This window comes from Pseudomonas sp. BF-R-30 (assembly GCF_019956175.1).
GTDB classification, from domain to species: domain Bacteria; phylum Pseudomonadota; class Gammaproteobacteria; order Pseudomonadales; family Pseudomonadaceae; genus Aquipseudomonas; species Aquipseudomonas jessenii.
The window spans coordinates 224827-238317 of the sequence record NZ_JAHBDE010000044.1; the positions used below are offsets into that span (position 1 = coordinate 224827).

The 13491-nt window shown below is 55.4% G+C and carries 13 protein-coding genes; 12 read left to right on the top strand and 1 reads right to left on the bottom strand.

The features are described 5' to 3' along the window. Positions 1–19: 19 nt before the first annotated feature. A complete protein-coding gene (locus KGB20_RS21570) occupies positions 20–1357 on the bottom strand; it encodes an MFS transporter (protein ID WP_154909026.1) in 1338 nt (445 codons plus the stop codon). A 265-nt stretch (positions 1358–1622) separates the two neighbouring features. Between KGB20_RS21570 and KGB20_RS21575 the strand changes: the two genes are divergently transcribed. From KGB20_RS21575 to KGB20_RS21630, 12 genes are all read left to right on the top strand, one after another. After that, on the top strand, positions 1623–2153 hold the full coding sequence (locus KGB20_RS21575; protein ID WP_154909027.1) for a nucleotidyltransferase family protein: 531 nt from the start codon (positions 1623–1625) through the stop codon (positions 2151–2153). Positions 2154–2210: 57 nt separating this feature from the next. Then, entirely contained in the window at positions 2211–2372 is a 162-nt protein-coding gene (locus KGB20_RS21580; RefSeq protein WP_154909028.1) for a DUF2986 domain-containing protein, read from the top strand. 426 nt (positions 2373–2798) lie between these two features. Beyond that, positions 2799–3485, top strand: a complete 687-nt coding sequence (locus KGB20_RS21585) for a GntR family transcriptional regulator (RefSeq protein WP_057714869.1) — start codon at positions 2799–2801, stop codon at positions 3483–3485. A gap of 197 nt (positions 3486–3682) precedes the next feature. Next, positions 3683–4531 (top strand): glycine betaine ABC transporter substrate-binding protein, encoded by an 849-nt coding sequence (locus tag KGB20_RS21590; protein ID WP_154909029.1) that lies wholly within the window; start codon positions 3683–3685, stop codon positions 4529–4531. Positions 4532–4609: 78 nt separating this feature from the next. Beyond that, positions 4610–5728, top strand: coding sequence for a glycine betaine/L-proline ABC transporter ATP-binding protein (locus KGB20_RS21595; protein ID WP_057714867.1), 1119 nt, complete (start codon positions 4610–4612; stop codon positions 5726–5728). Beyond that, positions 5725–6573 carry an ABC transporter permease gene (locus tag KGB20_RS21600; protein ID WP_154909030.1) on the top strand — a complete coding sequence of 283 codons (849 nt, stop codon included), beginning with the start codon at positions 5725–5727 and terminating at the stop codon, positions 6571–6573. Before KGB20_RS21595 ends, KGB20_RS21600 begins: the two co-directional genes overlap by 4 nt. Further along, positions 6570–7421 (top strand): ABC transporter permease, encoded by an 852-nt coding sequence (locus KGB20_RS21605; protein ID WP_057714865.1) that lies wholly within the window; start codon positions 6570–6572, stop codon positions 7419–7421. Before KGB20_RS21600 ends, KGB20_RS21605 begins: the two co-directional genes overlap by 4 nt. A gap of 12 nt (positions 7422–7433) precedes the next feature. Next, complete coding sequence (locus tag KGB20_RS21610; protein ID WP_154909031.1) at positions 7434–8432, top strand: 4-hydroxyproline epimerase; 999 nt, start codon at positions 7434–7436, stop codon at positions 8430–8432. A gap of 112 nt (positions 8433–8544) precedes the next feature. Continuing rightward, a complete protein-coding gene (locus tag KGB20_RS21615; RefSeq protein ID WP_154909284.1) occupies positions 8545–9528 on the top strand; it encodes a GlxA family transcriptional regulator in 984 nt (327 codons plus the stop codon). Between the two features lie 276 nt (positions 9529–9804). After that, positions 9805–10527: a GntR family transcriptional regulator gene (locus KGB20_RS21620; protein WP_154909032.1), complete on the top strand. Its 723-nt coding sequence runs from the start codon at positions 9805–9807 to the stop codon at positions 10525–10527. Positions 10528–10626: 99 nt separating this feature from the next. Beyond that, on the top strand, positions 10627–11946 hold the full coding sequence (locus tag KGB20_RS21625; protein ID WP_154909033.1) for an NAD(P)/FAD-dependent oxidoreductase: 1320 nt from the start codon (positions 10627–10629) through the stop codon (positions 11944–11946). Between the two features lie 172 nt (positions 11947–12118). After that, positions 12119–13450, top strand: a complete 1332-nt coding sequence (locus KGB20_RS21630) for an MFS transporter (protein ID WP_154909034.1) — start codon at positions 12119–12121, stop codon at positions 13448–13450. Positions 13451–13491: the final 41 nt, after the last annotated feature.

Consider the following 13491-nt stretch of genomic DNA (forward strand, 5'->3'; position numbering starts at 1 on the left):
GCCGGCTCGTTTCGTGTTTTCAGGCGGATGCGCCCACGCCCTCGGCTTTCTCCTGCGCCGCAACGTCGTGCAGGGAAATCCTTGAAGTCTCCGGTAATGCCAGCCCGCCCGCCAATGCGAGCAACGCAATCGCAATCAGGTAGAACGCCGGCGACAGGTTGCTGCCGGTGGTGCTGATCAGCCACGTTGCCACCAGCGGCGCGGTGCCGCCGAAAAGGGTGTACGCCATGTTGTAGGTGATCGCCGAGGCGGTATACCGAGTGCGGGTAGGGAAGGTTTCCGAGAGCAAGGCTGCGGTTACCACGCCACACAACACCGCGCCAATCGCCAGGAGCATGACGCCGACGATGGACGCGGCGAACGAACCGGAACTGGCCATCAGGAACGATGGATACACGACCACGATCAACAGCGCGCATGCGGTCATCACCGTGACTCGACGCCCGACCCGGTCCGAATACAGCCCGGCCAACGGGCAGATCGCCGCAGCGAACAGCAATGCAATCAGTGACACCAGCAACGCTGTTGCACGACTCAGGCCACCGGCCACTTGCAGGTAGGTCGCGAAGTAGGTGGTGAACATATAAAACGAAAGTGCTGTGAGTGACACAAAAGCGCCCAGGCAACAGATCGCCGCACCATGGTTGCGCAAGGTTTCCTTGAGTGGAGAATGTGCGACAGCATGTTCCTGAGTCACCGCCTGGAATGCCGGTGTCTCATCGAGCTTCCAGCGCAGGTAAAGACCCACCAGGCCCAGGGGTGCGGCAATCAGGAACGGCAGGCGCCAACCCCAGCTTCGCATGGCTTCGGCCGACAATGACGCCTCGAGCGCGTAGGCCACCACGGCGGCCGCGGCGAAGGCGGAAAATGTCGACACCGGAATGAAGCTGCCGTACCAGGCGCGCTTGTCACTCGGCGCATGTTCCATCAGGTAGGCACAGGCACCTGCGTATTCTCCGCCGGCGGAAAAACCCTGGGCGCAACGGATCAGGGACAGAAGAATCGGCGCCATGACCCCGATTGCCGCATAAGTGGGCAGCAGACCGATCAAGGTCGTTGCTCCTGCCATCAGCAGGATGGTCATCGCGAGGGTGCGCTTGCGGCCGATCCTGTCGCCCAGCATGCCGAAGAAAATCCCTCCAAGGGGTCGAAACGCAAAGGCCACGGCGAATACCGCAAAGGTCTTGAGCAGCGCGGCACTGGCATCGCCGCTGGGGAAAAATTGCTGGGCGATGGTCGTGGCCAAAAAGCCATACACGGCAAAGTCGAACCACTCGACGAAATTGCCGATGCCGGCAGCCACAATCACTCTTCTCAGTGTTTGTGGGCTGACTTGTTCCGTAGTTGCGTTCGTCATGCTTGACCTCGACAGTTCGTCAGTAAGCTATCGATTATCGGGGCAGGCACTGAGGTGGTTCACTTCAAAAGTGTCACCCACATAGTCAGTACCGACTTCAGGCCATTGAATCAGGCATGATTCGCGCCAGATTGGCCGAGAGAGAAAAAAGGGCGACTTTTTTTGCAAATTTGAACAGCGTTGAGGGTATTGTCGGTCGCCGGGATTAGATCAATCAGAAGGGATGAAGATAACATTGACTGTCGAAAGCCTGGTCAGGATCGCAATGACCAATCCGGTAAACGCAGAGATTTCCACTCGCTTGCCTGAACTCGGTTTGAACCAGTGCATGCTAACGGCCGGCTGCCTGTTCCAGGCCGTCTGGAATCAACAGGCACAGCGACCGCCAGAGTGGGGCGTGAAGGATTACGACGTCTTTTACTTCGATGATGACCTGTCATGGGAAGCTGAGAATGAGGTCATCGAATCAGGTCAGCGTCTGTTCCAGGACCTCGACGTGAACATTGAGATCAAGAATCAGGCCCGCGTCCACCTGTGGTACCGCCAGCGCTTTGGTGGGGATTATCCAAGGCTTCAGTCGGCTAAAGACGGGATAGATCGCTACCTGATTGCCGGCACCTGCATTGGTCTGGATATCGAAACGGGTGAGGTCTATGCACCCAACGGTCTGGCCGACACCGAGCACGGCCTACTTCGAATCAACCCAAAGAATCTCAAGCCAGAGCTGTTCGATCAGAAGGCGAGAAGTTATCGGGATCGCTGGCCCTGGCTCAGGATCGTGGAGCCGCAAAGTTGAATCGGCTAAATGTCTCAAGCTGATATCATTCAAGAATTACAGGCTGAGTAGAACAACATGAACCGTCAAAAGAAACTAAAGCAACTATTCAAGGCTAAGGCCAAAAAGGCCAGTGCCAAACTGGCACCGAAGAGCAAGCCTAAATACATTTGTAAAGCGGACCGATTGAAGCTGGCGGCAGAAACCATTGACGAGTCAGCGATCGCCTCTGAGAGCTGATTCAGATCGGACCGCGTAGACGTGGTCGACCCCTTCCTTCAAGTCGAAGCCGCTTCGCGGCTTTGAATGACCAGATCCCCCTCGCTACATTTCTCGAACATTGCCCTGTTTGTCATGTCGGCAGCATGTCGTTTGCGGTCTTGAAAACGGCGCCGTCGGACATCCGACCTGGCCAGGTGCCCGATCCCGAGGCCGAAGGGCCGTTCAATTTGCGACAGGTTACATTTCTGTTAACGACCCTATGATTTCGGTTTGAAATTTTATCTATTTGATTTGTAAAGAAATAATCTATTTCCTATGTGTGTTCTTACAGTATTTTCTGTGTATACATAAAAAATACAAATCATTGACGACACCCGAAACCCGTGCGAATCTGAATTCAACAACAAGCCGTAACCGCTGATTTGACTGCCTCGGGAGGTCATTGTGAAAAACGGCAAGAGCACTCTTTATGACGACCTCAAGCGTCAGATCCTCACGATGGAGCTCGATCCTGACGAGGCGCTGGATGAGGTTGCCATCAGCGAACGGTACGGGCTTTCGAGAACCCCGGTGCGAGAAGTATTTCGACGTCTTGCCGGTGAGGGGTACATCGATATCAGGGAGAACCGCGGTGCCCGGGTGATTCCCATGAACCACTCGACACTGCGAAATTTTTTCCTGGTGGCTCCCATGGTGTACGCCGCGATAGGTCGCCTGGCCGTTCAGAATTTCAAGGCTCAGCAGCTGGTTGACCTGAAGGAAACGCAACGCCGTTTCCGTGCTGCGACGGTGTCCCGTGATGCCCTGATGATGGTCGTGGAAAACAATCGATTCCACGCGATCATGGGTGAAATGTCGGGCAATCAGTACCTTGAGCCGAGCCTCGAAAGACTGCTGATTGATCACGCACGGATTGGTCATACATTTTTCCGCCCTCGCGATGAGGACATGGAACAACGGCTACAGCTTTCCGCAGAGCACCACGATTCTTTTATTGAAGCCATTGAGCGTCGTGACGAGAGCGCTGTAGTTGACCTGGTCTTTGAGCATTGGGAGCTCTCTCGCGAGAACATGGAAATGTTTATCGCCCCCAATGGAATGAAGGCAGACCTGCCAACTCCATTTAAATAATACCGGTCCTCGCTTAATTGGCATGAGGGTCGATACGAGTTGATGTCGTAGAAACGGCGGCATTGAATATCAATCCGCTTACGGATTGATAGGCAACAACAACAACTGAAACAGATGGTGAGCTTATAGCTGTGCACCACGGGCCTCTATTGTTTAGAGACTAATATAAAAAATATTAACGTAGATCGAGGAACGCCATGAAGAAGATTTGGAAGGCAGTCTGCGCGGTCGCGATGATGGGCATGGTAATGCTGCCTGTTCACGCGGAAGAAAAAACAATCACCATGGGTACGTTGACCTGGGAAGACTTGACCCCCATTACCGGTATTACCAAAAAGGTGCTTGAGGATTCCGGTTATAGCGTAAAAGTCATCGAGTTTTCCGAGTGGGGTATTGCTTATGCCGCTCTGACCAAAGGAGATATCCAGGTACTTGCCTCACAAACCGACTACGCGGCGAATGACTACTGGAACAAAAACAAGAACCGCCTGGAAAAACTATCCCCGGTTTCCTATGGCCTTTACCAAGCGATCGCCGTACCTAAATACGTCGACATCGATTCAATCGAACAACTCAATGACAACGCCGAGAAGTTCGGCAACAAGATCATCGGTATCGAACCAGGTTCGGGCTTGATGAATGACGCGAGCAAGGCGGTCAAGGACTACGGCATCAAATTGCAACTGCTCGAAGGCAGTACCGCTGCCATGACAGCCGCACTGAAGTCGGCAGTCGATCGTAAAGAGTGGGTTGCCGTCACAGTGTGGGAGCCTTCATGGATGGCGCAGAAGTTCGACCTGAAGTTCCTCAAGGATCCAAAGGGTGTGTTCCCACCGCCACAAGGTTACTACTGGATTGGCCACAAGGATTTCTCAAAGGAAAACCCACGTGCACGTGAAGTAATGGCCAGCGTATACGTGCCGATTTCAGATATCACGGCAATAAACGGTGAAGTAAAGGACGGCAAGACCATGGAGCAAGCCATTCAAGGCTGGACTGATGGGCACGCTGACCTGTTGAAGCGCTGGGAAAACATAAAGAAATAACGAGCATCTTTTTAAACGCCACTGCCGCCCTTTGATTCATTAGAAAAACCAGAAAAACTGGTTCGACGGGTACGAAAAATGACAACGCCCAACATTGATACCAACGAAGTGCTGATAGATTGCCAGTCAGTCTGGAAAATCTTCGGGAAAGCCGCACCTGCTGCGATGAATGCCGTCGTTCAGCAGGGGCTCACCAAGACTCAGATCCTGCAAAACTACGGCTGCGTGGTCGGGGTCTCGGATGTCAGTCTCCAGGTTCGCCGGGGAGAGATCTTCTGCATCATGGGATTGTCAGGCAGTGGCAAATCTACGCTGATAAGGCTGTTGAACAAACTCATCACACCCAGCGCCGGCAAGATCGTAGTCAAGGGCAAAGAACTCTCGTCGTTGAATGCCGCACAACTGCGTGAGGTGAGGGCACGTCATATCGGCATGGTTTTCCAGAGTGTTGCGTTGCTGCCTAACCGTACGGTTCTGGAGAACACGGCGTTTGGACTGGAAGTACAAGGCGTGGGCAAGGCCGAGCGCTACAAGGTTGCCGAGCAGGCCTTGGCCAAAGTCGGGTTGAGCGACTGGATGTCGCGCTACCCCAGCGAATTGTCCGGGGGCATGCAACAACGGGTAGGGCTTGCCAGGGCAATCACCGCAGACCCGGAAGTGATCCTGATGGATGAGCCTTTCAGCGCGCTCGACCCGTTGATTCGCCGGCAGTTGCAGGATGAGTTCCGCCAACTGACCAAGGAACTGGGCAAGTCTGCAGTATTCATCACTCACGATCTGGACGAAGCGATTCGTATCGGCGACCGGATTGCGATCATGAAGGACGGCGCGATTATTCAGGTGGGGACGGCCGAGGAGATCGTCCTCAACCCCGCGGACGATTACGTCGCGGAATTTGTCGCCGGTATCTCCAGGTTGCATCTGGTCAGGGCAAATTCCGTCATGACGCCCGTGGAGTCATTCAAGGTAGCAAACCCCGGCTGCGACATCGCCCGGCTCATCAAAACCTCAGTCGATGCGGATATCAACGAGCTTATCGGCTTGACGATGAAGTCCGAGCGCGACGCACTCGCTGTGGTTGATAACGGAGTGGTAGTGGGGATCATTACGCCCCGTGATTTGCTGCGTGGCGTCCAAGGTATTCCAAACGAGTTCGCGGTATCGAAGGCCGCCACTGCACTGGAGGCCTCAACATGAGCACGCCTGACTTTTCCAACCAATTCGATTCGGTCGTCGACTCGAGCCTTGAATGGCTAATGGACAATGGAGAGTCCGTGTTCGACACGACCAATGCGTTTTTGAAGGGCGTTTACGAAGGCGTGCAGTGGTGCATCGCCTACCCACCTTACTACGTCATTGCGATAGCCATTGCCCTGATCGGCTGGCGGGCTGTCGGTTTGCGTTTCGCGATCCTCACCGGGCTGGCCTTGTTGTTTTGTGATGTCATTGGTTTGTGGCCAGAAACAGTCAGCACGCTTGCCCTGGTGCTGACATCTACCGTGCTTGCCTTGGTGGTGGCGATTCCACTGGGCGTGCTGGCGGGGCTCGCGCCGTCGTTTGATCGGGTCGTGGATCCGTTCCTGGATCTGATCCAGACCATGCCGCCCTACATCTACTTGCTGCCGGCCATTGCGCTGCTGGGCTATGGCACCGCCACGGCACTGTTGGCGACTTTTATCGTGGCTGTGCCACCCGCCATGCGCCTGACCTCCCTGGGGATTCGCATGACGCCAAAAGAGTTCATCGAACTGGGGGACGCCAGCGGCGTCACCGGATGGCAGATGTTCTTCAAGATTCGCCTGCCGTTTGCCATGCCAAGCATCATGGCCGGGGTCAATCAAAGTCTGATGATGGCCTTCGGCATGGTGGTCATCGCCGGCATCGTCGGTTCCGGCGGCCTGGGTGAATCGATCTATGGCGCTGTTCGCACGCTGGACATCGCCAAGTCGATCAATGCCGCCATTGCCATCGTGATCCTGACCATGATTCTGGATCGATTGGCGCAGAGCGCCGCACGTTCCCGGATGGGAGAATCGAAATGAGTTCAGCAGAAATCCATTTTTCACCAGGCGCATTTCTCGCACCCGCCGTGGATTGGCTCAACGCCAATTTGCATGGTCTGTTCAAAGTCATCAGCCAGGTGATCGAGGCGGTACTGGGCGGCGTTGAGGGTGCATTGCTTGCGCCGCATCCCTATGCCCTGATCGGTGGGGTAGTGGTGTTGGCATTGTTTTTTGCCAACAAGAAAGTGGCCCTGTTTGCCGGGTTGATGTTGGCATTCTGCCTGTTCTCCGGGCTGTGGGTCGCGTCCATGCAGACCATTGCCCTGGTCTCGGTTGCGGTGCTGATTTCGGTATCCATCGCCTTTCCGCTCGGCGTTCTGGCAGCACGGGTGAAGCGGGTCGACGAGGCGTTCTTGCCGATCCTCAACATCATGCAAACCGTACCGCCTTGGGTTTACCTGATCCCGGCCGTGATGCTGTTTAGCCTGGGACGGGTGCCCGCGATCATTGCGACCATCGTCTACGGCATTCCACCGATGCTCAGATTGACGACCCTTGCCTTCAAGCAACTGCCCAAGGAGTTCCTTGAACTGGGCCAGGCCATCGGTGCCTCGCCAAGGGCGATACTGTTCAAGATCGAATTGCCGACTGCCGCGCCGACGCTGTTGGTGGGACTGAACCAATGCATCCTCCTGTCGCTGGCAATGGTGGTGTTGGCAGGCCTGGTGGGGGCGGGTGGACTGGGTGCTGAAGTCACCCGAGGCCTCACAAGGATGGAGATGGGGTTGGGCCTGCGTGCCGGCCTGGCGATCGTCGCTGTCGCACTCCTTCTGGATCGGCTGTCTCGCGGCGCGTTGCAGCGTCACTCCCCGCGCAAACTCGTGTAAGAGATTTCCAGAATGAGACGTAGCTTTTTTTGTGTTGATTCCCATGCGTGCGGGAACCCGGTTCGCGTCGTCACGGGTGGCGGGCCATTGCTGCCATCCGTGTCGATGGCGGAGCGACGCGAGATTTTCGTTCGTGATCATGACTGGGTGCGCACGGCGTTGATGTTTGAGCCGCGAGGGCACGACATCATGTCCGGCGTGATCATCTATCCATCCTCCCGCGAGGATTGCGACTTCGGTGCCTTGTTTATCGAGGTTAGCGGGTGCCTGCCGATGTGCGGGGCGGGCACCATCGGATTATCTACCGTCGTCATCGAAGAAGGCCTGGTCACGCCTCGCGAACCTGGTCGGCTGGCCATCGAGACACCGGCAGGTCGCGTGGATGTCGACTACACCATGAACGGTGAATATGTTGACTCCATCCGCCTGTTCAACGTGGCGAGTTATCTGCACAGCGCCGATGTGGTGGTGGATGTGCCTGGTGTTGGCGAGCTTGTCGTAGACATTGCCTACGGCGGCAATTTTTATGCGGTGGTCGAGCCGCAGGAAAACTGGCCGGGTTTGAATGGATTGACCACGGCAGACATCGTCAGCCTGAGCCAGAAGCTTCGCGCCGCCTTGTCTGAAGTCAGTGATCCCGTGCATCCAGAGAACAGCAGGATCAGTGGCGTTCACCATGTCATCTGGTGTGACGAGGAACACTCGACGGCAGCAGACGGGCGCGGTGCAGTATTCTACGGTGACAAGGCGATTGATCGCTCGCCCGGTGGCACAGGTACTTCGGCACGAATGGCGCAACTGTTTGGCAAAGGACGGTTGAAGGTCGGGGACACGTACCGCAACGAAAGCCTGATCGGTACGATCTTCGAAGGAAAAGTCGAAGCGTCGGTGAAAGTGGGAACCTTTGACGCAATCAGGCCGAGTATTGGTGGCTGGGCGCAGATCACCGGACACAACACCATTTTTGTCGATGACAAAGATCCCCTTCGTCATGGCTTTCAGCTTGCTTGACGCGGCAGGAGTGGCGTCAGGATGATGGGCTTCTCAGCGCTACAAATGACGCATTCTCGAACGTAATAGAGTGGATTGAAGATTGATCGAAAGACGCCAGTTTAGCGGAGGCATGAAGGGGAAGAATCTTCGCTATGTGAATGACAACCCCAACCAGCCGACGCAAATGGTTCGAGCGGGATTCCTGTTGCTCGAACATTTCTCTTTACCTGCGTTCACCCAGGCGCTGGATACGATTGTCACCGCGAATCTACTGCGTCCCAAGCTGTTCTCGTCCCAGACGTTCGGCTTGAACGACGGGGAGGTCATCAGTGACCTGGGCCTGGTCATCCGGCCAGATGCCCGTATCAATTGTTCGGTACTTCAAGATCTGGACATGCTGGTCATTTGTGGCGGTTACCGGACAGAGCTCAGGGCTAGCGATGAGTTCATACAGTTACTCAAGACAGCTGCGGGCCTGGGCATCACGCTCGCCGGATTGTGGAATGGCGCATGGTTCCTGGGGCGCGCCGGATTGCTCGCCGGCTACCGGTGCGCCATTCACCCCGAGCACCGTCCCGCACTGGCCGAGTTCTGCAAGGCGACACAGGTCAGCAGTGAGCCCTATGTGATTGATCGAGACCGGCTTACAGCCTCCAGTCCCTCCGGGGCGTTCCACATGGCACTGGACTGGATCAAGGGGCTGCACGACAAAGCGCTGGTCGAAGGCATCGAGGACATTCTTGCTTTTGAAGAGTCTCGCTACCGGCGCATCAAGCCGACAGAAAACATCTGTTTGAGTGCGCCGCTACGGGAGGTGGTCAAGCTGATGGATGCCAACCTCGAAGAGCCCCTGGAACTGGAGCAACTGGCGACCTACGCCGGCCGCTCACGCCGGCAACTCGAACGCCTGTTCAGGGAGCAGTTGGGCACTACACCGCAACGCTATTACCTGGAGTTGCGCATCACCGAAGCGCGTCGGCTCCTGCAGCACACGGAACTCTCCCAGGTCGATGTGCTGGTTGCCTGTGGCTTTGTTTCACCCAGCCATTTCAGCAAGTGCTACAGCTCCTACTTTGGCTATCGCCCGTCGAAGGAAGTTCGTCTGGTCAAGTAAAGAAGCCCCATTGATTTGATGCTCACGGCGCTCTCCATCCGCCATTTATGAGTCGAGTGCGCTCAGGGTATGCCTGGGCGTGCCAATGTCTGTTTTTGCCAAAATCCGGCGCCCTGACGCCACCCTATATCCGCCTCCCAAAAACCACCCGTCGATTCGGGATAAGGGCTGTTTTGAATGTGTATTTTAATTGTAGACACAAAGAATAACGTTGTTTTATAGTGAGAATACAGGTAGTAGACAGCGTTCACTCACCCGTACAAAGGTTTCTAATAAATGGCTACCAAAGAACTCGATCTGCAAGCCACCGCGGATCTGCCCGTTGACCGTAAAGCTGTGCTGGGAGAGGCGTTGCGTCGCCGGATCCTGAGCATGGAGCTGGCACCTGGCGCAGTCGTTGACGAACTGGCCTTGTGCGACGAGTTCGGCCTTTCCCGACCACCTGTGCGCGAGCTCATGCGGCAGATGGCGGCCGAGGGATACATCGATCTTGAAGCGAACCGTGCCGCCCGCGTGTCGTCGATGAGCTACCAGTCGCTCAGAAGCTTTTTCCTGGCAGCCCCGTTGATTTACATCGCCACCACCCAATTGGCGGCCGCCCATGCAACCCCATCCGAGATTGCAGAGCTCAAGCGCATCCAGGCGTTCTTCCGCACGGCCATCGAAGAGAAAGATGTAGAGAAGCGAGTGCTCTACAACGACGAGTTCCATCTGCAGATCGGCAAGATGGCTCACAACGCTTACTTGATGCCAAGCCTGCAACGCCTGCTGATCGACCATGCGCGGCTGGGGAAGATCTTCTATCGCCATCCCACGACAGTGGACATGCAAGCAGACCTGGAAGTGGCGGCGCAACAACATGACGAAATGATCAGTGCCATTGAAAACCATGATCAGGTTCTGGCGGGAGATATCGTGCGCGCGCATCTGGAATTGTCGCGACGTCGTATGTCCGAGTACGCCGCGCCGGAAGGGTTGGATGTGGCACTTACCTACTAAAAAGCAGTACCGATGCTACTTGCATGAACCGTGTGACGAGAACGTGCAGAAGGGACGCTTTTAGTAACTACAAATATAAAAGAGCCCAGGTCGCGAAAAATGGCAAAAATCAGATACACACCTGCAGATGACTCTACGTGCGGCTGGTTCCACCTTAGCCAGCCGAGAGTGGCCCGTGCGTCCCACTCGGGCATCCGCTCGGCCCGTTGGGTCGTGCTGGGTGCCGGGTTTACCGGGCTTGCGGCAGCTCGCCAACTGGCGCTGAATTTTCCGGATGACGAGATTGTCCTGATCGAGGCCCAGGAGGTCGGTTACGGGGCCTCCGGTAGAAATGCCGGCTTCGCCATCGACCTGCCACACGATATCGGTGCCGATGACTATATCGGCGATATCGAGACGGCAAAAATCAGTATGGCGTTGAACCTGACAGGGCAACACATTCTGAAAAGCCTCGTGGAAAAACACCGGATCGACTGTCAGTTGCGCATGTGCGGGAAGTATCAGGCTGCCATTGAAGACCGGGGTATCTCTGTTCTGGATGCTTATCGCCGTGGGCTGGACAAACTCGGTCAGGAATACGAAATGATCGAAGAGAAGGACTTGCCGGATCACATCGGCACGCCTTTCTATCGCAAGGCACTGTTCACCCCGGGCACGGCACTCATCCAGCCGGCCGCCTTGGTAAAGGGCCTGGCCGACAGCCTGCCGGCCAACGTGACGCTTTATGAAAATACGCCGATTACCGACGTGGAGTACGGCGACAAAACCATCCTCACCCATAAGAACGGTCGTATTGTTGCGGACAAGTTGCTGCTGACCAATAACGCGTTCGCCATGAGCTTCGGTTTTTTGAAAGGGCGCATGCTGCCGATCTTTACGTACGCAAGCCTGACCCGGCAGCTGACGGAAGATGAGCAGGCACGCTTGGGAGGTCGGCCTTATTGGGGTGTTATTCCTGCCGATCCTTTCGGCACTACATTGCGCCGGACAACGGATAACCGCCTGTTGGTGCGCAACAGCTTCAGCTTCAATGCCGATGGACGCAGCCATCAGAAATACCTGGAGCGGTTTATCCAGCGACACAAGGATTCGTTTGATCGCAGATTCCCCATGCTCCCCGATGTCAATTTCGAATACACCTGGGGCGGGTCGCTAGCGTTGTCGCGCAACCACATGGCGCACTTCGGGCAACTGGCCAACAACGTCTATGGTGCACTGTGCTGCAATGGACTGGGCGTGACCCGTGGCACGGTGACAGGCACCTTGCTGGCAGACTGGCTGGCAGGCAAGAAGGACCCACTGATCGATTTTCTGTTGTCGTCCCCAGGACCTAACAGAAACCCACCGGAACCCTTACTTTCAGCAGGCGTGAATATGAACTTGCTGTGGGGACAGTGCCGGGCAGGGAAAGAAAGCTGATTTCGCAACACTCTGACAGGCAAGTTAAACGTTAAGTAATTGGTTAGAAGTTTTTAGCTTATTGGTTAGTCCATTAAGGCTGATGGTTTCTTATCGAGGCGGCTTTGATTCGCCCGGATTTTGGGTTTGCGCTTCAGCCCTCTGAATGACCGAAGCGGAATAGGAGACAATAATGACAAGTCCTAATACCTCTATTGAGGATGTTCCTCTCAATAATTTCCATCGATTACTGACAGCCCGCTCCGGGGGCGGGTCATTTGTAGACGGTTATGTACTGAGCATTATCGGTATAGCGATGATGCAAATAACATCCGCCCTGAATTTGTCGGAGTTCTGGCAAGGAATGATTGCCGCATCGGCACTCATAGGGGTGTTTTTTGGCGGTTTCATCGGTGGCTGGTTGACCGACAGGCTGGGTCGCAAAAAGGTTTATTTCGTTGGGCCTACGCTGTTCATCGTTTGTTCGTTGGCACAGTTCTGGGTTGAGTCAGCACCGGTATTGTTCGCCCTCAGATTTATCATCGGTCTGGCGGTGGGCATTGAATATCCAGTGGCCACGTCGTTGTTGGTCGAGTTCCTGCCGAAGAAACAACGCGGTCCCAGGCTCGCGGCGCTGACCATCCTGTGGTTTGCCGGTGCGGCATTTGCCTACGTTGTCGGTACTTCAATCCTCAATGTGGGCGGAGATGACGCCTGGCGTTATGCGCTGGCGAGTGCCTCCGTCATCGGGCTGTTGCTGCTATTGCTGCGTGTCGGCACCCCGGAGTCCGCGCGCTGGCTCTTGAGCAAGGGGCGCGAGGCTGATGCAGAGTGCGTGATCAAGCATGTGTACGGTCAGCACTATTCGCTTCGCGATCTCCCTGAGGAGCCAGACCAAAAGAAAACGTCATTCCTGGATTTGCTTCATTCCGGATATGGGAAACGGTTGTTCTTTGTTTCCGTCTTTTGGTCATGCTCGATCATTCCTGTTTTTGCAGTCTATGCGTTCGCCCCCAAGGTTCTCCTGGCGTTGAATTTGAAAGGGGAGTGGGCCTCATACGGTTCCATGATCATCACGATGCTGTTTGTGGTCGGTTGTGTACTCGCGACAAGGCTGATCAACACGATTGGCCGGCGCTGCATGCTGATTCACAGCTTTCTATGGTCGGGTCTGGCGCTGTTGGGCTTGGCGACTTTTTCACACAGCAATGAAGTACTGGTGCTCTTCCTGTTCGGTGCCTACGCGGTGTTTATCGGTGGAGCACAAGTTCTGCAGCTTGTTTATCCGAACGAGTTGTTCCCTACAGAGATTCGCGCATTTGCCGTAGGCATCGGAACTTCCCTTTCCCGAGTGGGCGCAGCGGTTGGCACTTACCTGGTACCTGTTTCGCTACAGACCCTGGGTATCGGCAACACGATGTATGTGGCCGCCGTGGTCACTTTTATCGGCCTGATGGCAGCTTGGGCCATGGCACCTGAAACACGTTCGTTGAACTTGCGCGACGCAGCGGCGCTGAGCAGTTGAGAAGTTGCAACTGAGCCGTAAGCGATGAGTTGTCCCTGATA

Coding starts and splice junctions, on each gene's coding strand:
- KGB20_RS21570 (WP_154909026.1), bottom strand. CDS start 1,357: ATGACGAACGCAACTACGGAACAAGTCAGCCCACAAACACTGAGAAGA.
- KGB20_RS21575 (WP_154909027.1), top strand. CDS start 1,623: ATGACCAATCCGGTAAACGCAGAGATTTCCACTCGCTTGCCTGAACTC.
- KGB20_RS21580 (WP_154909028.1), top strand. CDS start 2,211: ATGAACCGTCAAAAGAAACTAAAGCAACTATTCAAGGCTAAGGCCAAA.
- KGB20_RS21590 (WP_154909029.1), top strand. CDS start 3,683: ATGAAGAAGATTTGGAAGGCAGTCTGCGCGGTCGCGATGATGGGCATG.
- KGB20_RS21595 (WP_057714867.1), top strand. CDS start 4,610: ATGACAACGCCCAACATTGATACCAACGAAGTGCTGATAGATTGCCAG.
- KGB20_RS21600 (WP_154909030.1), top strand. CDS start 5,725: ATGAGCACGCCTGACTTTTCCAACCAATTCGATTCGGTCGTCGACTCG.
- KGB20_RS21605 (WP_057714865.1), top strand. CDS start 6,570: ATGAGTTCAGCAGAAATCCATTTTTCACCAGGCGCATTTCTCGCACCC.
- KGB20_RS21610 (WP_154909031.1), top strand. CDS start 7,434: ATGAGACGTAGCTTTTTTTGTGTTGATTCCCATGCGTGCGGGAACCCG.
- KGB20_RS21615 (WP_154909284.1), top strand. CDS start 8,545: ATGAAGGGGAAGAATCTTCGCTATGTGAATGACAACCCCAACCAGCCG.
- KGB20_RS21620 (WP_154909032.1), top strand. CDS start 9,805: ATGGCTACCAAAGAACTCGATCTGCAAGCCACCGCGGATCTGCCCGTT.
- KGB20_RS21625 (WP_154909033.1), top strand. CDS start 10,627: ATGGCAAAAATCAGATACACACCTGCAGATGACTCTACGTGCGGCTGG.
- KGB20_RS21630 (WP_154909034.1), top strand. CDS start 12,119: ATGACAAGTCCTAATACCTCTATTGAGGATGTTCCTCTCAATAATTTC.